The organism is Microvirga aerophila (genome assembly GCF_003332305.1).
GTDB lineage: Bacteria > Pseudomonadota > Alphaproteobacteria > Rhizobiales > Beijerinckiaceae > Microvirga > Microvirga aerophila.
The window spans coordinates 69,851-88,770 of the sequence record NZ_QOIO01000011.1 but is presented as its reverse complement, the minus strand read 5'-3'; the positions used below and the strand labels follow the sequence as shown (position 1 = coordinate 88,770).

Here is an 18,920-nt window from a genome sequence, read left to right as displayed (position 1 = left end):
ACGAACGGTTAAAACACGCATTCCTTGAAAGCCGGCGCGACGGACCCGCCCCACGGACCGTGATAGCGCTCCAGCAGGCGCTCGGCCTGCGTACGCCCCGAATTCACGATCTCGTCCGCGTAGTCCAGGTGACGCGTCTCGTCCCGTCCAGCCTCGTCCCGATGGGCGCGACGCTGGAGACCGGCTCGCGACAGGGCCAGGGCGTCGCTTGCTACGTCACGAGCGGTGCGGCCCGCGATATTCGTCTTGAGGGCGAGCTTCGGCACCTCCGCCCGCAGGCTCTCCCGTTCCTCGGCGCTCCAGCTCTTCACCAGTTCCCAGGCGCCGTCGAGCGCTGCGGGATCGTAGAGCAATCCGACCCAGAAGGCGGAGAGCGCCGTGATGTGATCGAGCGAACCCACATCCGCTCCGCGCATTTCGAGATAGCGCTTGAGGCGCACCTCGGGGAACAGGGTGGATACGTGATTGGCCCAATCCGAGTGGGTGGCGTGTTCGCCGGGGAGCTGCGCGAGCTTGCCGGCGAACAGGTCACGGAACGAGGCTCCCGACACGTCGTGATAGGTCGAGCCGCGCTTGACGAAGTACATGGGAACGTCGAGGGCCCAGTCCACGTATCGCTCGTAGCCGAACCCGTCCTCGAACGCGAAGGCCATCATGCCGGTGCGGTCGCCGTCCGTGTCGCGCCAGATCCGGGAGCGCATGGAAAGGTAGCCGTTGGGCTTGCCCTCGGTGAAAGGCGAATTCGCGAAGATCGCCGTGGCGATGGGCTGAAGCGCGAGGGAGACCCGCAGCTTCTTGACCATGTCGGCCTCCGACTCGTAGTCCATGTTCACCTGCACGGTCGCGGTGCGGTACATCATGTCGAGGCCCATCGTGCCGACCTTCGGCATGTAGTCCGTCATGATGCGGTAGCGCGCCTTGGGCATGACCGGCGTCTCGGCCCGCGACCAGAGCGGACTCATGCCCAGGGTCAGAAAGCCGACCCCGAGCCGGTCGCCGATCGCTTTTGCATGATCGAGGTGCTGCGCCGTCTCGGCCTCAGTCTGGTGAAGGGTTTTTAAGGGTGCGCCTGACAGCTCGAACTGGCCGCCGGGTTCGAGCGAGATCGCCCCGCCGCCAGCCTCGTCGACGAGACCGATCGGCCTCCCGTTTTCCATGATCGGATCCCAGCCGGTCAGGTTTTGCATGCCTTCGAGCAGCGCCCGGATGCCTCGCTCGCCGTCGTAGGGGACCGGCGAAGAGTTCGCCTGATAGAAGGGAACCTTCTCGTGCTCCGTCCCAAGCCGCCATGCCTCGCGCGGCTTCTCGCCGGATGCGACCCATTCCACGAGCTCGGACCGCGCTCCGATGGGAGTGACATCGGATACGTCGCGCGCCATGCATCACCTCATGCAGAAAAGCGCGGCTGGGTGCCGCGCTGAATCAAGTCCGGTGTAGATAGGCGGGTTAAGGCCCAGCTGCAATGCGGTACGGCCAGATTGATAGAGAGTGCGAGAAGAGCATGCGGACAGGCGAGGTGCTGCACCGTCTTCTTGTCATAGCCGGGATGAACCCGGCCATGACGACTTCACGATACCGACCGACGTCCTCAATGCCGGACTGTGCTCTCCCCGATAGTCTCGGCTGATAGCCAATCGACCACGCCGGCTAGCGCGTCGCGGCTCGACAGGCCGCGACCCAGAGCTTCCGTGTAGAGGGTCAGCTGCTGGTCGGCGCTGGTGCCGCGCGCCACGATCCAGCGGGCGAGATCGAGTTCCCGCTCGCAGCCCAGGGCCTTGGCGTCCTCGGCCACGAGATCCAGGGTTTCGTCCAGCATCTGCCGCACCGGCTTAGCGCTCCGGCTCGCTTCGTCGACGAAGCTGCCGTGGATGCCGTAGCGCTGGGCCCGCCAGCCGTTCTCATCGTTGATCGCCCGCGATGCGCCGGTCTGCCCGGCATTGAGCTTGGGATCGAGGCTGAGATGGCGAACGAGGCAGCGGTAGAGGGCCGCGATGGCAAGCGTGTCGTCGACACGGGTGCAGCTGTCGGCCACCCGCAGCTCCAGGGTCGGGTGCTTCAGGGACGGCCTGATCACCCACCAGACATAACTTGAATTCTCGATGGCCCGTGCGGCCACGAGGGTGTCGATGTAGCGCTGGTAGTCGGCCGCGCTCTCGAACAGGTCCGGCAGGCCCGTGCGGGGAAGTTCGCGATAGGCCGCGAGCCGGTAGCCCAAGAGCCCCGTGCGCTGGGATTGCCAGAACGGCGACGAGGTCGAGAGCGCCAGAAGCAGCGGCAGGTAGGGCTGGATCCGGTTCATGATGTCGATCCGGGTCGCAAGATCCGGCACCTCCACATGCACATGCATGCCGCAGACCACGCTGCGGCTGCCCACCATCTGCAGGTCGTGCATCACCTTCCCGTAACGGGGCTGGGCGTTGGGCCTCACGCGTGCCCAGGTGGCGAGGGGATGGGTTCCCGACGCCATGACCGACAGGTTGTGGTCGCGGGCGATGGCTCCGACAGAGGTGCGAAGGTCCACGAGCTGCGACCTCGCGTCAGCGAATTCGACGCCCGGCTTGGTGGCGATCTCGATCTGGGGCTCCAGCATCTCCGGCTGAATGTCATCGGAGAGCTTGTCTCTGCAGGCCTCGAAGAATTCCTTTATCCTGCCCCGGGCAGCGTCCCTCTTGAAGGCGTCATTGATGAAGTATTCTTCCTCGATACCGAACTTGAATTCCCCATTCATCATGAGCTCCTCTGATTATCTTTTAGGCTCTTATTCGTGCTCGTCGAGCAGCTGTCAGGACGCGCCCAAGCCTCCCCGTCAATAGGGCGACAGTGGGGCGAACAGGCCTGAAACTGCTAAGCTGTTGTGGCTAGAAGCGTATCGTTGCAGAACATCGTCGGACGGCAGCGTCAGACCCAATCGCCGAGCGCGGATTGGACGACGGCCAGAGCGGCAACGGCAGCTGTATCGGCGCGCAAGATTCGCGGTCCCAACGATATCCGTACGCAACTGTCGTGGGCGGCAACAAGCGCTCTCTCCTGGTCGGTAAACCCTCCTTCGGGTCCCACGACAACGGCCAACTTCGGTATATTGTTCCCGAAGCTTGAGAGGGCCTTGAAGGGGTTGGAAACCGGCGCATCCTCATCACAGAAAACAACCACGCGGTCATTTTCCAACCCACTGATATACTTCTCCAAATCCTGCTCTGGCCGAACCTCGGGGATTGCCAGGATCCCGCATTGCTCCGCCGCCTCGATGGCGTTACTCCGCATGCGCTCCAGGTTCACCCTCGTGCTTTGCGTCCGGCGCGTCACGACCGGCTGCAAAATCCCCGCCCCCATCTCGACCGCCTTCTGGACCATGTAGTCGAGCCGGGCATGTTTGAGCGGCGCGAAAGCATAGACGAGATCGGGCGGTGCGGTCTGCTCCCGGGTGCGCTCCTGGCAGACGAGGTCTGCCGCCTTTCTGCCTTCGACGGAGACCTCAGCACGCCATTCGCCGTCCTGGCCATTGAAGATCAGCACGGCGTCGCCGGCCTTGAGCCGCAGCACGTTCAGCAGGTAGTTCGCTTGGCCCCGATCAAGGGCGATCCGGGCCGCCTCCCGAAGGGGGGACTCGACGAAAAGGCGCGGTGCGTTGAAATCGTAAGAGGGCATGGAAACCTGAGCAGTTGAGCTGAAGCTTTATCAATTTCCCCTGTCTTAAGGGAGTAGACGAACCGGGTGCTCACATGGATTTTAGGTGCGTCTAAGCACTTGGTAACCTATGGAAGGCCATTACACTCTTGGCCTGAGGGCCCGTAACCTGCTAACAGAGCACCGGCCGCGAGACGTCGCGCGCTTGTTTGAAGGACCTTGCCGATGACGCATATCCGTTCGCACCTTACGGCTGCGTTTGCCGCTGCCGGCATTTTCATGGCTGTTCCTGCCTTTGCGCAGTCGAGCAACTGCCAGGACGCACAGAAATTTCTCGCCGAGCGCCAGGGCTTGATCCAGCAGATCAACAAGCTCGGCGGCGACGGCAAGCAGAAGAAGATCGATCCTCGCGCAGCCTGCGGCGTTTTCACCAAGCTGGTCAATAACGGCGAGACCGGCGTGAAGTGGCTCACGGCCAACAAGGATTGGTGCCAGGTTCCCGACCAGTTCGCCCAGAGCTTCACGGAAGACCATAAGCGCGCCCAGAACATGAAGGGCCAGGCCTGTACGGCGGCCGCCAAGGTGGCCGAAATGGAAAAGAAGGCCAAGCAGGCGCAGCAGCAACAACAGGGCGGCAAAGGCGGCGGCCTCCTCGGTGGCGGCGGCCTCACCGGCACCTACAGCATGCCGAAAGGCGCGCTCTAACCGCGAGCGATCCTCATGGACCGTCCCGTCGCCTCGGCCCTCCCGGACGCCGTCAGGGGACACTGGGCCGATCGCCTGGCGCCTGCGGGCCTGAGGCCCTACCTGCGACTTGCGCGCATCGAGCGGCCGATCGGATGGTGGCTGTTGCTGCTCCCTTGCTGGTGGTCGGCAGCGCTTGCAGCCCTCGCGGCCGGACGTCCCTGGCCCGACCCGCTGCATGGCCTTCTCTTCCTGGTCGGCGCCATCGCCATGCGAGGCGCGGGCTGCACCTATAACGACATCGTCGACCGGGACCTCGATACCCGCGTCGAGCGCACGCGCAACCGTCCCCTCCCGTCCGGGCAGGTCAGCCTCAAGGGTGCGCTCGCCTTCCTGGTCCTCCAATGTCTCGTGGGCTTGGGCGTTCTGCTCCAGTTCAACGCCTTCGCGATCGCAACTGGATTTGCGTCCCTGGGCATCGTCGGCCTCTACCCCTTCATGAAGCGCTTCTTCTGGATGCCGCAGATCGTGCTGGGGCTTGCCTTCGCCTGGGGCGCGCTGATGGGTTGGGCCGCCGTCTTCGCGTCCTTGAGCCTTGCGGCTGTGGCTCTTTATCTCGGCAGCATCGCCTGGGTGGTGGGCTACGACACGATCTATGCCCTGCAGGATATCGAGGATGACGAGGTGGTGGGCATCAAGTCCTCGGCCCGTTTCTTCGGCGAAAGGGTCAGGTTGGGCGTTGCCGCCTGCTATGTGCTGACGGCCCTCTTCATGGCGGCAGCCTTCATCCTGGCCGATGCGGGGCCTCTGGCGTTTGTGGGACTGGGGCTTTTCGCCGCTCACCTCGCCTGGCAGGTGGCGCGCATCGACCGCCAGGACGGAGCCGGCGCGCTGCGTCTCTTCCGCTCGAACCGGGATGCGGGCCTCATCCTCTTTGCGGCCCTGACCTTGGAATGCCTCGTCCGGTCGCTCTGACGCGCCGGCGGGCGGTACCGACCATCGTTCAGCTGCCGTGAAAAACCAGGCATGCTCCGCTGCAGTGGTGTAGCATTCGGGGCGAACGCCCCCATGTAAATCTGCGATGCTTGCTCCTTCATCCGAACTCATCTCTTCCCTCGGGCCTGCCGTGCGCGACGCTGCGCGGGAGGCTGGCGCAATGGCCCTGCCGTTCTTCCGCGCGGGCGCCAAGACAGCGGCCCGGCTCTGGTACAAGGACCGTTCTTCTCCGGTCACCGAGGCCGACATCGCCCTCGATACTTTCCTGAAAGGTCACCTGGCGACCTTGCTGCCGGAGGCCGCCTGGCTGTCCGAGGAAACGGCCGACGATCCCATCCGGCTGGGAAAGCGCCTGGTCTGGATCGTCGACCCCATCGATGGCACGCGAGCCTTTTCCACCGGCCATCCGGATTGGTGCGTGTCCATCGGCCTCATAATGGAAGGCCGTCCGATCCTCGGCGCCATCTATGCGCCGATCCACGATCGCCTCTACGAGGCGAGCCTGGGCGGCGGCGCCTGGTGCAACGGCTTGCAGCTGCAGGTCTCTGAGGAAGCCGCTCTGAAGCATGCCCGGGTGGCCGGTCCCAAACCTCTCGTGGAGCGCTTCGAGCGCCGCGCCGGCCCCATCGTGCACCTGCCGAAGGTACCGTCCCTCGCGCTGCGGCTCGCCCGCGTGGCGGACGGGTCCATCGACGTGGGACTGGTCTCCTCCAGCTCCCACGACTGGGACATCGCGGCCGCCGACCTGATTTTGCACGAGGCCGGAGCGCTCCTGACTGATTTCGGCGGGTCGACCCCTACCTACAACAAGCCCCAGCCGCGCCATCATGAGATGGTTGCCGTTGCGTCACGGTTGCATCCTCGTGCTATTGGAGCCATGAGGACCTGAAACAACAGATCCTCAAATCAGCATCCTTTTTGCATCCCGTAAGGAGAGTCCCCTCATCATGACCGACCAGCCTGGCAAGCAACTCCTTCACCTGGTTTTCGGCGGCGAGCTCACCAGCCTCGATTCCGTCGATTTCAGGGACCTTTCCAAGCTCGACATCGTCGGCATCTATCCGAACTACGCTGCGGCTCACGCGGCCTGGAAGGCCAAGGCGCAGGCGAGCGTCGACAACGCTCATATGCGCTACTTCGTGGTCCATCTGCACCGCCTGCTCGACCCGCAGCAGGGCTGATTCACGCCATAAGATGGGTCTCGTCAAACGCATCACCCGCTCGCGAGCCGTTCAGGAGGCCTTAGGGCTTCTCGTCGCGAGCTATCTCAAGTTCGTGCACCGCACGAACCGGTTCGTCATGGAACCGGCGGATGCCTATGACCGAATCGGCCCCATGATGCCTGTGATCGCCGCCATGTGGCACGGGCAGCACTTCATGATCCACTTCGCCAAGAGGCCGGAGGACCGTGCGGCGAGCCTTGTGTCCCGCTCAGGCGATGGCGAGTTCAACGCCATCGCGCTTCGCCATCTCGGCATCCGGGCGATCCGCGGCTCGGGCGCGCGCGGGCGGGATATTCGCAAGAAAGGCGGCATCTCGGCCATGCGGGCCATGATGCGGGCGCTCGGTGACGGCGAGATGGTGGTGATGACCGCCGATATCCCCAAGATTTCGCGGGTTTGTGGTGAAGGGATCGTGACCCTGGCGCAGCTTTCGGGGCGGCCGATCGTGCCGGTCGCCGTGGTGACGAGCCGGCGCATGGACTTCAACAGTTGGGACCGGGCCAGCATCGGCCTACCGTTCGGGCGCGGTGCCATCGTGCTAGGCGACCCCATCGAAGTGCCCCGCGAGGCCGACAGGGAAACTCTGGAAACCTTGCGCCAGGCCGTGGAGCGGGAGCTCGACGCCATCCACGAGCGGGCCTATGCGCTCGTCGGTTCCAAAGACCCGGGAGCCAAGGCGCGGGACACGAAGCCTGCTCCGGCCATGACCGCGAGCTCACGCGCATGAGCCTTCCCCTCGTCATCAGGACGTATCGCGCGGCCACCACCGTTCTCGAGCCGGCCGTGCTCGGGCTGCTGTACTGGCGACAGCGCAAGGGCCGCGAGGATCGCACGCGTCTGGGCGAGCGGCAGGGCTATCCCAGCCGCCCCCGGCCCAAGGGCCACCTTGTTTGGGTGCATGGAGCGAGCATCGGCGAAACCCTCTCCCTGTTGCCGGTGGTGGAGCGGCTGACCCAACGCGGATTGTCCGTGCTGGTCACGTCGGGCACCCGCACGTCCGCGGCCCTGATCGCCCGGCGCTTGCCGCCCGGGGCGGTCCATCAGTTCGTGCCGCTCGACGTGCCGCGCTACATCCGGCGCTTCCTGGACTACTGGCAGCCGGACGTGGCCCTGGTGGCCGAGTCCGAGATCTGGCCCAACACGGTCGTGGCCCTCGACCAGCGCCATATCCCGCTGGTTCTCGTCAATGGGCGCATGTCAGACCGCTCGTTTCATCGCTGGCAGAAGATGCCGCGCATCATCGGCGCGCTGCTCGAACGCTTCGCCCTGTGCCTGGCCCAGACCTCGGAGGATGCGGAACGGTTCGCCCGCCTCGGCGCGCCCCGGGTGCTGGTCGCCGGCAACCTCAAATTCGATGGCGCGCCGCCGCCTGCCGACCCGAGGGCGGTGGCCCACCTGTCGGGACTCGTGGCCGGCCGACCGGTCTGGCTCGCGGCCAGCACGCATCCTGGCGAGGAAAGCGCCGTCGTGGCGGTGCACCGCGCCTTGGCCCAGCGCCACCCTGGCCTTCTCACGATCGTCGCCCCCCGGCATCCGCACCGGGGCGAGGAAGTAGCGGCCCTCGCCGAGCGGGCGGGCCTTCGCGCGGGCCGACGCTCGCAGGGCATGCACCCCGACCGGGCGACGGACGTGTACGTGACCGACACGGTCGGCGAGATGGGCCTGTTCTATCGCCTGTCTCCTATCGTGCTGATGGGCGGCACATTGGTCCCCGTCGGCGGGCACAATCCCATCGAGCCGGCGAAGCTCGGCGCGGCGGTCCTGCACGGCCCGCACGTACACAATGCAACCGAGATCTACTCCGCCCTCGACGAGGCGCGTGGGGCCCTGATGGTGAAGGACAGCGCCACTCTCGCGCGGGCCGTCAGCGAACTGTTAGGCAATACAGCCCTCAACCGCGACATGGCTCGCGCGGCGGCCGATGCCGTGCAGGCTCTGGGTGGGGCCGTGGATCGCACCATGCACTCCATCGAACCCTTCATCGTGCAGGCGAAGCTCGGGGCGCGCCGCTGATGCGTGCACCGGCCTTCTGGTGGCAGGCTGCGCCCTCCTTCCTGGCCCATGCGCTGCGTCCTCCAAGTCTGCTTTATGGCGCGGTTGCGGCCCGCCGCATGAACAGGCCAGGCCAGAAAGCCGGTCTTCCCGTTCTGTGCATCGGTAACTTCACGGCCGGCGGGGCCGGCAAGACCCCAACCGCGCTCGCCGTGGCGGAGCTTTTGGAAGGCGCAGGCGAGAGCCCGGCCTTTTTGTCCCGGGGATATGGCGGCAGACTGCCGGGTCCCGTGCAGGTGGAGGAACATCATACGGCCCGAGACGTGGGCGACGAGCCGCTGCTCCTGGGGCGTCGCGCGCCGGCCATCGTGTCCCGGGATCGTCCCGCCGGCGCGCGGCTGGCGTTGGAAATCGGTGCGACCGTGATCATCATGGATGACGGGCTCCAGAATCCCTCCCTGGTCAAGGATTGCGCCATTGCGGTCGTGGATGGGGCAACCGGGATCGGCAACGGTCTTCCTCTCCCATCGGGCCCCTTGCGCGCGCCCATGCCGGCCCAATGGCCTGCCGTCGATGCGGTCGTGATTGTCGGAGCCGGCGTGGGGGGCGATGCTGTGGCGGCCGAGGCCGAGCGGCAGGGCAAGCGGGTTTTTCGCGCCAGCCTCCAGCCCTATACGGCGGCGGCGGAAGCGCTTCGAGGGCAGCGGGTTCTGGCTTTCGCCGGCATCGGCAGACCGGAAAAGTTCTTCGAAACCCTTCGAGAATGCGGGGCCCTGGTCGAAAGGATCATCGCGTTTCCGGACCATCACCCGTATAGCGGCGACGATCTCAGGGGCCTGAGGAAAGAGGCCGAAGGCCTCGGTCTTCAGGCGATCACGACCGAAAAGGACTTGGCCCGGATCGCCAGCACAGAGGTCGCGGAACCATGGTCAGGCCTCATGGCCCTTCCGGTCCAGCTCTGCATCGACGACGAGGCCGGGCTTCGAAAATTCATTCTTCGGCGCATCGAGGGCCGGCGACTCAGGCCGGAGTCGCTTTCCCGGTGATGCGGATCATCACGGCTTCAGGCGACGCATAGGCCTCCTGCCGCGCGACGCTCCAATACTTCAGCTCGTCGAGAGGGATCGGCTGCCCCGTCACGCCGCAGCGTACGAAGGCCCCCGGCTTCACGACCCGCAGGTTGCTGTCGAGATATTGCACGACGGCTTCGCCGCCGGTGCGCTCATGCTTGTTCATGGGCGATGCTGCCACTTTCCATCCGGAAGGCCCGTGACTGCACATAGGGACGGCCCACCCGCATTTTCAATCCTGTTCAGAACAATGCGCCCTGTTCTTCGGCGATGGCGAGCTTGGGCTTGGAGACCTTCGGCCGCACGGTGCCGCGCCCGCCCGTCACGTCAGCCTGACCGTCGGCGAATTCGAGCACGAGAACCTGACCGTCCGCAACCGCATCCGCCGAGCGCAAAGGCTGCCCGTCAGAATCCCGAACTAGGGCGAAGCCGCGCTTGAGAACCGACTTGTAGTTCAGACTGTCGAACAGGTGGGCCACGGCGTCCAGGCGGTCCGCCTTGCGGGCGATCTGACCCATGAGCGCGGGCTCGAGACGCTCCGCAAGACCAATCACCAGGTCGTGCTGCTGGGTGATGCGCGTCACCTCCTGGCGCAGCAGGGCTGCGCGGGCCGTGCTCAGGCGCTGGCGCATGTGATCGAGCTTCTGGGCCCGATTTTCGACCATGCGGTCCATGGCCTTGCGGGGGCGATCCTCCACCGCGTCGAGCCGCGCGCGCATGCGCGCGACGCTGGCCACCGGCGAAAGATTTGCAAGCTGCCGCGACAGCTTGAGAAGCCTCTCCTCGTGGCCACGGGCATTGCGCGACAGCGCCGGATACAGCTTCGTGGCCGCCAGATCGAGCCGCTGCCGCTTGGCCGAGAAAAGTGCGTCCGGCGTCGGCAAGGCGCGGGCTGTGGAACGCAGGTCGGATCGCCGCCGCTCGATCATGCGCAGGACCGACTCCACATGGCGCCGGCCGAGGTCGCCCACCGCTGCCATGAGCTCCACGCGCACGGGCACCACCATCTCGGCCGCCCCCGTGGGCGTGGGCGCGCGCACGTCCGCCACGTGGTCGATCAGGGTCCAGTCGGTCTCGTGGCCTACCGCCGAGACGAGCGGAATTCCGCTCTCGGCTGCGGCGCGCACGACGATTTCCTCGTTGAAGCCCCACAAGTCCTCGATCGAGCCGCCGCCACGAGCCACGATGAGCACATCCGGGCGCGGAATCCGGCCGCCGGGCTCAAGCGCATTGAAGCCCCGGATGGCGGCAGCAACCTCCGCCGCACAGGTCTCGCCCTGCACGCGCACCGGCCAGACCAGCACGCGGCGCGGGAAACGGTCCTCGAGCCGGTGGAGAATATCGCGGATCACCGCGCCGGTGGGCGAGGTCACGACGCCGATCACCCGGGGCAGATAGGGCAACCGCCGCTTGCGCTCGGATGCGAACAGCCCCTCGGCGGTCAGCTTGCGCCGGCGCTCCTCCAGGATCGCCATGAGCGCGCCGATGCCGGCCGGTTCCAGCGATTCGACCACGATCTGGTATTTGGACGAGCCCGGAAAGGTGGTGATGCGCCCAGTCGCAATCACCTCCATGCCCTCCTCGGGCTTGATCCGGAGCCGGGAGAACGATCCCTTCCAGATCACCGCATCGATGCGGGCGTTCTGATCCTTCAGGCAGAAATAGGCATGCCCCGACGAGTGCGGCCCCCGATAGCCCGACACCTCACCGCGAAGGCGCACATGACCGAACGCATCCTCAAGGGTGCGCTTGAGGGCGCCCGCCAGATCGGAAACCGACCATTCGGAGGCGTTTGAAGGAGCTTTTTCTGCGAACATGGCGTGAACAGTAGTTCGGCCAGGGGCAGTCTGCCAAGGGCGCGGATCATATGCCTGTTGAAAGACGAAGTTTGCGAGGGGCCGCTCGCTACGCCGACAGGGCAGCCAAAGGTCATTCTAATACATGCTTTGACATGTTATAATAAATCAACAACAGGTTCTGCCGATAGATTGGCATGGCCACGAAGCAACTGAAATAACGGAGGAAAGCTACATGGCCGAGACCATCATCGACACCAGAGCGACGTCCCCCCTCGTGCTGACAAGCGGCAACACCGGAATCGTTACCGCTACGGGCGAAATCGACATTGCGTCCCAAGATTTTGCTATCGATGCCACGAACGCGACCGCAACCGTCAACGGTTCGGTTCGTTCGTTGGATACCGCCATTAGATTAATCCGCAGCACCCTCAACATCGGCTCAAACCCAGAAGCTAAGGTGCTTGGAGGGATTAACGCCATCAATGGCGGCGTCATCAACAATGGCGGCCTAATTGAAGGAAGCGGTCTGACTCAAGGAACCGGTGCAGTCATCTCCGGGCGCTTCAAGCCCCTCACCGTCAACAACACAGGCACAATTCTGGCCATCGACGATCCCTTGGGTCAAGGGATTGTGTTCACAACCCCTGACGGTTCTAACACACCGGACAGACGCCTCAATGTCACGAACAGCGGGACGATCAAGGCGAGTCAGGTGGCCATCAGTGGCGGCCACCATGATGATACGATCATCAATACCGGGCATATCGAAACATCCCGGGCATATGCCGCAATTTCGCTTGGTAATGGCGATGATATCTACGATGGCCGCAACGGCGGAACAGTTCTCGGCCGCATTTACCTCGGCGCCGGCACGGACACGATCTATGGTGGATCTGGTGTCGATATCATGGACGGCGGCAGTGGCGCCGACGTGATGCAAGGCGGCGGGGGCAATGACACGTACTACGTCGACAACCAGAGCGACAACATCACGGAGCACTTCGATGCGGGCACCGATACTCTCGTGACGGCCGTCAACATCACAAGCCTTGCCGAAAATGTTGAAAATCTCACCACTTTTAATACTGCCGGTCTCACATTGTCGGGAAACGGACTTGGAAACGCCATCAAGGGCCATGATGGGAATGACGTGCTGGTGGGCGGAAAGGGTAACGACACCTTGGATGGTGGGGCTGGCGCGCAAGATAAGGCGCAATTTAGCGGTGCTCGCTCGAATTATACGGTGACGCAAGCAGCAGACGGCACTTATGTCATCGTGGATAATCGTGCCGACGAGGATGGCCGGGATACATTGTCGAACGTCGAGCTCTTTGAGTTCTCCAATGGAACCCTCACGTTGGCTCAGCTTCTCGCTTCCGATACTGTAGGTGGCGGAGGTGGCGGCACCGTCACGCCGGTTGCTGGCAAGACACTCGTAGGCTCCAAACGCATCGACAAGCTTGCGGGCGGTGAGGGTAATGACAAACTCTACGGCAAGGCCGGCAAGGATGTGCTGACGGGTGCAGGAGGTCAGGACATCTTCGTGTTCGACACCCGGCCGAACACCAAGACCAACCTGGACAGGATCAGCGACTTCTCGGTGGCCGAGGACACGATCTGGCTCTCCGACAGCGTGTTCAAGAAGCTCGGCAAGGGCACAGAGGCGTCTCCGACCAAGCTCAAGAAGGCGTTCTTCAAGATCGGTACCAAGGCCAAGGATAAGAACGACTACCTGGTCTACAACAAGAAGACCGGCGTGCTGTCTTACGATGCCGACGGCTCCGGCGCAGGAAAAGCCGTCGAGATCGCCAAGCTCGCCAGGAACCTCAAGCTCACCGCCGACGACTTCTTCATCGTCTAATCAGGTCGATCGATCTGAACATGATCGCCTACCCGAAACGGCAACTTTTCGGGTAGGCGCGAGCGCCCGGAGCCGTTAAGAGCGCAAGCGTCACCTAGGAGGGCGCTTGCATGAACATTCTTCTCATCGGCTCCGGGGGGCGGGAGCATGCTCTTGCCCGGAGCCTGTCGGCGAGCGCCCTCTGTGATCGTCTCCTTGTCGCGCCCGGCAATCCCGGAACGGCGCAGCACGGAACGAACGTGGTTCTCGATGTGGCCGATCATGGGGCGGTGATCTCGTTCTGCCGCATAATGGCTGTGGATTTCGTGGTGGTGGGGCCGGAGGCTCCCCTCGTGGCCGGGCTGGTCGACGATCTCACGGCTGCGGGAATCAAGGCTTTCGGGCCGAGCAAGCCCGCCGCCCAGCTCGAAGGCTCCAAGGCCTTCACCAAGGATTTCTGCGCCGAGTTCAACATTCCGACCGCCGCCTACCGGCGCTTCACGGACGCGGAAGCCGCCAAGGCCTATGTGCGCAGCTACGGCGTTCCCATCGTCGTGAAGGCAGACGGGCTTGCGGCCGGCAAGGGCGTCGTGGTCGCCGGTTCCTTCGAGGAGGCGGAGACCGCCATCGACATGATGATCGGCGGCGGCCTGGGGGCGGCTGGCGCCGAGGTGGTGATCGAGGCTTTCCTCGACGGCGAGGAGGCGAGCTTCTTCGCCCTTTGCGATGGCCAGCACGCCATTCCGCTCGGCACCGCGCAGGACCACAAGCGCGTCTTCGACGGGGACCAGGGTCCGAATACCGGCGGCATGGGGGCCTATTCGCCCGCGGCCGCGCTGACCCCGGAGCTTCAGGCCCGGGTCATGCGCGAGATCATTGAGCCGACCCTTGCCGGCATGCGCGAGCGCGGCATGCCCTATACGGGCATTCTCTACGCGGGCCTGATGCTCACGAAGGACGGACCGCAGCTCATCGAGTACAATGCCCGCCTGGGCGACCCGGAGACCCAGGTGCTTTTGCCGCGGCTGAAATCCGACCTCGTGACGGCGCTGCTTGCCGCCTGCGACGGCGTGCTCAACAGCATCTCGCTCCAATGGTCGGATCAGGCGGCGCTCACGGTGGTGATGGCCGCCAAGGGATATCCAGGCGCGGTGGAAAAGGGCTCGGAGATTCGTGGAATCGACAGGGCCGAAGCTCAGCCTGATGTTATCGTGTTCCATGCGGGCACCAAGCAAGACGGCCAGCGAATCCTCGCCAATGGCGGGCGCGTGCTCAACGTCACGGCCATGGGCCGGACGATCTCGGACGCGCAGGCGAAGGCCTATGAGGCGGTCTCCAAGATCGACTGGCCCGAAGGCTTCTGCCGCCGCGACATTGGCTGGCGCGCGGCAGAGCGCGAGCGGAAGGGCTGACGAACGGCGCTGCTCCGCTAGGTGATAGGAAAGCGTCTCCGACACCTGAAGGCAACCCGATGAGCGACGACCTCTTTCCCGGCTTCGAGTCCCACTGGATTGACACGGAAGCGGGACGCATCTTCGCGCGCTCTAAGGGCAATGGCCCTCCGTTGGTACTGCTGCATGGCTTTCCGCAGACTCATGCCATGTGGCACCGGCTGGCGCCGGAACTCGCCGAGACCCACCGGGTCGTGTGCATGGACCTGCGCGGCTATGGCTGGTCGACAGCCCCCAAGGGGGACGTAGATCATGAGACCTATTCGAAGCGCGCCATGGGGCAGGACGTGATCGCCGTCATGGAAGCCCTGGGTCATGTGCATTTCGCAGTGGCCGGCCATGATCGGGGCGCGCGGGTCGGCTACAGGCTCGCCCTCGACCACCCGGGGCGGGTGGAGCGCCTCGCCCTCCTCGACATCCTGCCGACATTCCATGTCTGGGCGCAGATGAAGGCCGGCAAGGTGCCGGAGGCCCATTGGGGCTTCCTGTCGAAGCCCTTCCCGCAGCCCGAGGAGGAGATCGGCCGCGATCCGCTCCCCTACTTCGAGGGCCTTCTGGCCAAGTGGTCGGCTCCGGGCGACCTCTCGTTCCTCGACCGCCGAGCCCTCAAATCCTATCGCGAGAGCTGCAACGAGCCCTCCCGCATCCATGCTTTCTGCGAGGATTACCGAGCCGGCGCGACCCGCGACATCGAGGCCGACGAGGCGGACCTTGCGGCAGGCAAGACCATCAGCTGTCCGACATACCTGATCTGGAGCGACTTCTATCTCGTGAGCGGCCCCATGGGCGAATCCGAACGCCCACTCGACGTATGGCGGCAATCCTTCACGCCGAAGATCAACGGGATGGGCGTATCCTCGGGCCACTTCGTGGCAGAGGAAAATCCGGGGGCGACCTTGGAGGCGCTGCAGGCGTTTCTGGCAAGTTCCAATTAAATGCAATATAGTTTCGACCATGTCCAAACGTGGTCGAATTATCATCGCAGTCGTAGCGTTCTGCTTCGCGGCCGCTGTCACCGGAGCCATCGTCGTCTCATACCTGTTTTGGTATTATGAGCCCGACCGGCGCGCCTTTCCGGTGCGAGGCATCGATGTTTCCCACCATCAGGGGACAATCGGCTGGCACAAGGTTGCCGCAGACAATGTTGCCTTCGCGTTCATCAAGGCCTCGGAGGGTGGCGACCACCGCGACAGGCTGTTTTCTCGCAACTGGAACGAGGCCGAGGCAGCCGGCGTGAAGGTTGGCGCTTATCAATTCTTCACGTCCTGCCGCTCAGGTCGGGATCAGGCGAACAACTTCCTTCAGGTCCTTGGCGAGAGAAAAGGTACCCTTCCAGCCGCCCTCGACCTTGAATTTGGCGGCAACTGCGCAGCCAAACCGGATGCACCGGAAATCAGGCGCGAGATCGAAAGCTTCCTCGAACCGGTCGAAAGCAAAACCGGCATGCCTGTCGTGCTCTATGTGACGGCGGAGTTCTGGGATGCCTACAAGGACATCCTGCCGGCACGTCCGCTATGGGTGAGATCGATCTTCAGACGTCCCTCTCAGTCCGAATGGACTTTCTGGCAATATCACCATGCCGGTAGCGTCTCAGGGATCACCGGCCGCGTTGACCTCAACGTCGTCCGCAGCGAGGAGTTGTTCCCCCGGTTGGCCTCCGAACCTGCCGCTCGCAAGCCATAGCGGCCCTCACCGTCGCCCTTCGAAGAAGCCCTTGAGCAGCAGCGCGGCGTCGCTCTCGCGGATGCCACCATAGACCTCCGGGGCGTGATGGCAGGTGGGCTGCTGGAAGAAGCGGACGCCGCTTTCCACGGCGCCGCCCTTCGGGTCGTAAGCGGCGAAATAGACCCTACGGATGCGCGCGAAGGAGATCGCGGCCGCGCACATGGTGCAGGGCTCAAGGGTCACGTAGAGGTCGCAGCCGGTGAGCCGCTCATCGTCCAAGACCTCGCAGGCGCGGCGGATGGCGAGCATTTCGGCATGGGCGGAGGGGTCGCGCAGCTGGCGCGGGCGGTTGCCATCGGACGCGACCACCCGGCCGTCGCGCACGATCACGGCTCCCACCGGCACCTCCCCGCGCGTGGCGGCGGCCCGCGCCTCGTCGAACGCCACGGTCATGGGGTCCTGTTTGTCTGGATCGATTGTGTTGGAGCCGGCGTTATCCATGACCCTCGCTTCTCTTGCCATCCTCTGCTATCAGGCCTCCATGACCGACAGCAATGACGATAATCGTAAGGGCCGTCCGCCGGGACGCTCCGACCGCGGCCGCACCTCCGGGGACCGGCCCTTCCGCAAGCCCCGCGACGAAGGGGACCGCCCCTCCCGCGCGCGCGCCGGCGACGAGCGCCCACGAAAGCCCCGTGAGGGTGGCGACAGGCCGTTCCGCAACCGCGACGGCGATAAACCGTTCCGTCCACGCAGCGAGGGTGGCGACCGCCCATTCCGTCCGCGCCGGGAGGAAGGCGACAAGCCGTTCCGCCCTCGCCGTGACGATGCTGACCGCCCCTTCAAGGGCCGCGGCGGCGACGACCGCCCGCGCCGCTTCGAGCGTTCAGGCGAGGACCGTCCGCACCGCCCGCGCGAAGACCGCGCAGTAGCCCCGGCCGAGACCCTGCCGCAGGAGCCCGTCGAGGATCGGATCGCCAAGGTGATCGCCCGTGCGGGCGTCGCGTCCCGCCGCGACGCGGAGGCCATGATCGCGGAAGGCCGCGTGACCCTGAACGGCAAGGTGCTCGAAAGCCCGGCCGTCAACGTCACCGCGGACGACACCATCACCGTCGACGGCGAACCGCTGCCGACGAAGGAACGCACGCGGCTGTGGCTGTTCCACAAACCGCGCGGCCTCGTGACGACCGCCCGGGACCCAGAGGGCCGTCCGACCGTGTTCGAGAGCCTGCCCGAGGAGCTGCCCCGTGTGGTGGCCGTGGGCCGTCTCGACATCAACACCGAAGGCCTGCTGCTCCTCACCAACGATGGCGGCCTCGCCCGCGTGATCGCCCATCCGGACACCGGCTGGCTGCGCCGCTACAAAGTGCGCGCCCATGGCGAGGTCACGCAGGCCGATCTCGACAAGCTGCGCAACGGCGTCACCGTCGACGAGATGGATTATGGCCCCATCGAAGCGCGCCTCGACCGGGTCCAGGGCGACAACGCGTGGATCACCCTCGGGCTTCGCGAAGGCAAGAACCGCGAGGTCAAGCGCATCCTCGAGCATCTGGGCCTTCAGGTGAACCGCCTGATCCGCCTGTCTTTCGGACCGTTCCAGCTCGGCGATATCGAGCCCGGCATGGTCGAAGAGGTGCGCACCAAGGTTCTGCGCGACCAGCTCGGAGAGGCCCTTGCCGCAGAGGCCGGCGTCGACTTCGAGAGCCCGGTGCGCGAGCCCATCGCGCCCTTCGGTTCGCCGAAGAAGAACGAGCGCGACGAGCGCCGTGGCGATCGCCAGAACCGCGACGAGCGCCCCAGCCGTCCCGGCCGGGATCGCGATGAGCGACCGCGCGGCCGTCGCGACGAGGGGGATCGTCCGTTCCGTAGCCGCGACGGCGACAAGCCCTTCCGCCCACGCGGCGGCGATGACCGTCCGCGCCATGGCCGCGATGAGGAGGAGCCGCGTAAGTATCCCTCGCGCCTTGAGGCCAAGACCAGCATCTGGCGCGCGGGCGAATCCGAGGAAACTGCGCGGAAGAAAGCACCCCGCCGCGGAGCCGATCCACGGGAAGCCCGCACCGCGAGCGCCGAGCGTCCGCGCCAGCGCGCCGCCTCCATCGAATCGAGCGAAGGCCGCAAGGTCCGGGTGGAGCGTCTGGTCAGCGAGCCGAGGGATGAGGCTCCCGCGCGCAGGCCGCGCCGCGATGCGGCCCGTCCCGCACCCAGAGCCGAAGATCGCCCTCGCCGCCAAGATCGTGACGAGCGTCCGGCCAGAGGAGGTCGCGACGGCGGCTTCGACCGACCGCGCCGCGATGACGATCGTCCGCGCCGCCCGGCCGGCGACAAGCCGTTCCGCGCGCGATCAGAAGGCGACGAACGTTCGCGCCGCCCCCGTCCGGAAGGTGACCGGCCGTTCCGCAGCCGGGATGGCGACAAGCCCTTCCGCGCAGGCGACGACCGACCGCGCCGCGGCCCTCCCCGGGGCGAGGGTCCGGCACGGGGCCCGAGGGGCGGCACCGGCGGTGGCTTCAAAGGCGGCCCGAAGGGAGGCCAAAAGGGCGGACCGAGAGGTCGCCGTCCGTGAGGCTTGACGC

The 18,920-nt window shown here is 65.2% G+C and carries 18 protein-coding genes; 12 read left to right on the top strand and 6 right to left on the bottom strand.

Features of this window, described 5'->3' with window-relative positions; all coding sequences use genetic code 11:
• Nucleotides 1-8: 8 nt before the first annotated feature.
• The 3 genes from DRB19_RS08290 to DRB19_RS08280 all read right to left on the bottom strand — a co-directional run bounded on the left by DRB19_RS08290 (nucleotide 9) and on the right by DRB19_RS08280 (nucleotide 3,645).
• Nucleotides 9-1,379: a glutamate--cysteine ligase gene (locus tag DRB19_RS08290; protein ID WP_114185568.1), complete on the bottom strand. Its 1,371-nt coding sequence runs from the start codon at nucleotides 1,377-1,379 to the stop codon at nucleotides 9-11.
• A 209-nt stretch (nucleotides 1,380-1,588) separates the two neighbouring features.
• Nucleotides 1,589-2,728: a carboxylate-amine ligase gene (locus tag DRB19_RS08285; RefSeq protein ID WP_114185612.1), complete on the bottom strand. Its 1,140-nt coding sequence runs from the start codon at nucleotides 2,726-2,728 to the stop codon at nucleotides 1,589-1,591.
• A gap of 170 nt (nucleotides 2,729-2,898) precedes the next feature.
• Nucleotides 2,899-3,645, bottom strand: a complete 747-nt coding sequence (locus DRB19_RS08280) for a 16S rRNA (uracil(1498)-N(3))-methyltransferase (RefSeq protein WP_114185567.1) — start codon at nucleotides 3,643-3,645, stop codon at nucleotides 2,899-2,901.
• A gap of 204 nt (nucleotides 3,646-3,849) precedes the next feature.
• On the opposite strand from DRB19_RS08280, the gene DRB19_RS08275 reads away from it, so the two are divergent.
• From DRB19_RS08275 to lpxK, 7 genes are all read left to right on the top strand, one after another.
• A complete protein-coding gene (locus DRB19_RS08275) occupies nucleotides 3,850-4,329 on the top strand; it encodes a hypothetical protein (protein ID WP_114185566.1) in 480 nt (159 codons plus the stop codon).
• Nucleotides 4,330-4,344: 15 nt separating this feature from the next.
• On the top strand, nucleotides 4,345-5,283 hold the full coding sequence (gene ubiA, locus DRB19_RS08270) for a 4-hydroxybenzoate octaprenyltransferase (protein ID WP_114185565.1): 939 nt from the start codon (nucleotides 4,345-4,347) through the stop codon (nucleotides 5,281-5,283).
• Between the two features lie 106 nt (nucleotides 5,284-5,389).
• Nucleotides 5,390-6,193, top strand: coding sequence for an inositol monophosphatase family protein (locus DRB19_RS08265; protein ID WP_114185564.1), 804 nt, complete (start codon nucleotides 5,390-5,392; stop codon nucleotides 6,191-6,193).
• Nucleotides 6,194-6,251: 58 nt separating this feature from the next.
• Nucleotides 6,252-6,485, top strand: a complete 234-nt coding sequence (locus DRB19_RS08260; protein ID WP_114185563.1) for a DUF4170 domain-containing protein — start codon at nucleotides 6,252-6,254, stop codon at nucleotides 6,483-6,485.
• 13 nt (nucleotides 6,486-6,498) lie between these two features.
• Nucleotides 6,499-7,254, top strand: coding sequence for a lysophospholipid acyltransferase family protein (locus DRB19_RS08255; RefSeq protein ID WP_114185562.1), 756 nt, complete (start codon nucleotides 6,499-6,501; stop codon nucleotides 7,252-7,254).
• Nucleotides 7,251-8,540 carry a 3-deoxy-D-manno-octulosonic acid transferase gene (locus DRB19_RS08250; RefSeq protein ID WP_114185561.1) on the top strand — a complete coding sequence of 430 codons (1,290 nt, stop codon included), beginning with the start codon at nucleotides 7,251-7,253 and terminating at the stop codon, nucleotides 8,538-8,540. The genes DRB19_RS08255 and DRB19_RS08250 overlap by 4 nt, the downstream gene beginning before the upstream one ends.
• On the top strand, nucleotides 8,540-9,565 hold the full coding sequence (gene lpxK, locus DRB19_RS08245) for a tetraacyldisaccharide 4'-kinase (RefSeq protein WP_114185560.1): 1,026 nt from the start codon (nucleotides 8,540-8,542) through the stop codon (nucleotides 9,563-9,565). Before DRB19_RS08250 ends, lpxK begins: the two co-directional genes overlap by 1 nt.
• On the opposite strand, the gene DRB19_RS08240 is transcribed toward lpxK, so the two are convergent.
• Nucleotides 9,540-9,755: a DUF2093 domain-containing protein gene (locus DRB19_RS08240; protein WP_114185559.1), complete on the bottom strand. Its 216-nt coding sequence runs from the start codon at nucleotides 9,753-9,755 to the stop codon at nucleotides 9,540-9,542. The genes lpxK and DRB19_RS08240 overlap by 26 nt on opposite strands.
• A gap of 76 nt (nucleotides 9,756-9,831) precedes the next feature.
• Entirely contained in the window at nucleotides 9,832-11,406 is a 1,575-nt protein-coding gene (gene xseA / locus DRB19_RS08235; protein ID WP_114185558.1) for an exodeoxyribonuclease VII large subunit, read from the bottom strand.
• Between the two features lie 214 nt (nucleotides 11,407-11,620).
• On the opposite strand from xseA, the gene DRB19_RS08230 reads away from it, so the two are divergent.
• The 4 genes from DRB19_RS08230 (at nucleotide 11,621) to DRB19_RS08215 (ending at nucleotide 16,362) form a co-directional block, all read left to right on the top strand.
• A complete protein-coding gene (locus tag DRB19_RS08230) occupies nucleotides 11,621-13,249 on the top strand; it encodes a calcium-binding protein (protein WP_114185557.1) in 1,629 nt (542 codons plus the stop codon).
• A gap of 110 nt (nucleotides 13,250-13,359) precedes the next feature.
• The gene (gene purD / locus DRB19_RS08225) at nucleotides 13,360-14,640 is read left to right on the top strand and encodes a phosphoribosylamine--glycine ligase (protein WP_114185556.1); all 1,281 of its coding nucleotides are present in this window, start codon (nucleotides 13,360-13,362) and stop codon (nucleotides 14,638-14,640) included.
• 59 nt (nucleotides 14,641-14,699) lie between these two features.
• On the top strand, nucleotides 14,700-15,614 hold the full coding sequence (locus DRB19_RS08220; protein ID WP_114185555.1) for an alpha/beta fold hydrolase: 915 nt from the start codon (nucleotides 14,700-14,702) through the stop codon (nucleotides 15,612-15,614).
• 19 nt (nucleotides 15,615-15,633) lie between these two features.
• Nucleotides 15,634-16,362, top strand: a complete 729-nt coding sequence (locus DRB19_RS08215) for a GH25 family lysozyme (RefSeq protein WP_114185554.1) — start codon at nucleotides 15,634-15,636, stop codon at nucleotides 16,360-16,362.
• A 6-nt stretch (nucleotides 16,363-16,368) separates the two neighbouring features.
• Here the strand turns inward: DRB19_RS08215 and DRB19_RS08210 are convergent, their stop codons facing one another.
• A complete protein-coding gene (locus tag DRB19_RS08210) occupies nucleotides 16,369-16,845 on the bottom strand; it encodes a nucleoside deaminase (RefSeq protein ID WP_114185553.1) in 477 nt (158 codons plus the stop codon).
• A gap of 445 nt (nucleotides 16,846-17,290) precedes the next feature.
• Between DRB19_RS08210 and DRB19_RS08205 the strand changes: the two genes are divergently transcribed.
• The gene (locus tag DRB19_RS08205; protein WP_114185611.1) at nucleotides 17,291-18,910 is read left to right on the top strand and encodes a pseudouridine synthase; all 1,620 of its coding nucleotides are present in this window, start codon (nucleotides 17,291-17,293) and stop codon (nucleotides 18,908-18,910) included.
• Nucleotides 18,911-18,920 lie beyond the last annotated feature (10 nt).

Coding starts and splice junctions, on each gene's coding strand:
- DRB19_RS08290 (WP_114185568.1), bottom strand. CDS start 1,379: ATGGCGCGCGACGTATCCGATGTCACTCCCATCGGAGCGCGGTCCGAG.
- DRB19_RS08285 (WP_114185612.1), bottom strand. CDS start 2,728: ATGAATGGGGAATTCAAGTTCGGTATCGAGGAAGAATACTTCATCAAT.
- DRB19_RS08280 (WP_114185567.1), bottom strand. CDS start 3,645: ATGCCCTCTTACGATTTCAACGCACCGCGCCTTTTCGTCGAGTCCCCC.
- DRB19_RS08275 (WP_114185566.1), top strand. CDS start 3,850: ATGACGCATATCCGTTCGCACCTTACGGCTGCGTTTGCCGCTGCCGGC.
- ubiA (WP_114185565.1), top strand. CDS start 4,345: ATGGACCGTCCCGTCGCCTCGGCCCTCCCGGACGCCGTCAGGGGACAC.
- DRB19_RS08265 (WP_114185564.1), top strand. CDS start 5,390: ATGCTTGCTCCTTCATCCGAACTCATCTCTTCCCTCGGGCCTGCCGTG.
- DRB19_RS08260 (WP_114185563.1), top strand. CDS start 6,252: ATGACCGACCAGCCTGGCAAGCAACTCCTTCACCTGGTTTTCGGCGGC.
- DRB19_RS08255 (WP_114185562.1), top strand. CDS start 6,499: ATGGGTCTCGTCAAACGCATCACCCGCTCGCGAGCCGTTCAGGAGGCC.
- DRB19_RS08250 (WP_114185561.1), top strand. CDS start 7,251: ATGAGCCTTCCCCTCGTCATCAGGACGTATCGCGCGGCCACCACCGTT.
- lpxK (WP_114185560.1), top strand. CDS start 8,540: ATGCGTGCACCGGCCTTCTGGTGGCAGGCTGCGCCCTCCTTCCTGGCC.
- DRB19_RS08240 (WP_114185559.1), bottom strand. CDS start 9,755: ATGAACAAGCATGAGCGCACCGGCGGCGAAGCCGTCGTGCAATATCTC.
- xseA (WP_114185558.1), bottom strand. CDS start 11,406: ATGTTCGCAGAAAAAGCTCCTTCAAACGCCTCCGAATGGTCGGTTTCC.
- DRB19_RS08230 (WP_114185557.1), top strand. CDS start 11,621: ATGGCCGAGACCATCATCGACACCAGAGCGACGTCCCCCCTCGTGCTG.
- purD (WP_114185556.1), top strand. CDS start 13,360: ATGAACATTCTTCTCATCGGCTCCGGGGGGCGGGAGCATGCTCTTGCC.
- DRB19_RS08220 (WP_114185555.1), top strand. CDS start 14,700: ATGAGCGACGACCTCTTTCCCGGCTTCGAGTCCCACTGGATTGACACG.
- DRB19_RS08215 (WP_114185554.1), top strand. CDS start 15,634: ATGTCCAAACGTGGTCGAATTATCATCGCAGTCGTAGCGTTCTGCTTC.
- DRB19_RS08210 (WP_114185553.1), bottom strand. CDS start 16,845: ATGGATAACGCCGGCTCCAACACAATCGATCCAGACAAACAGGACCCC.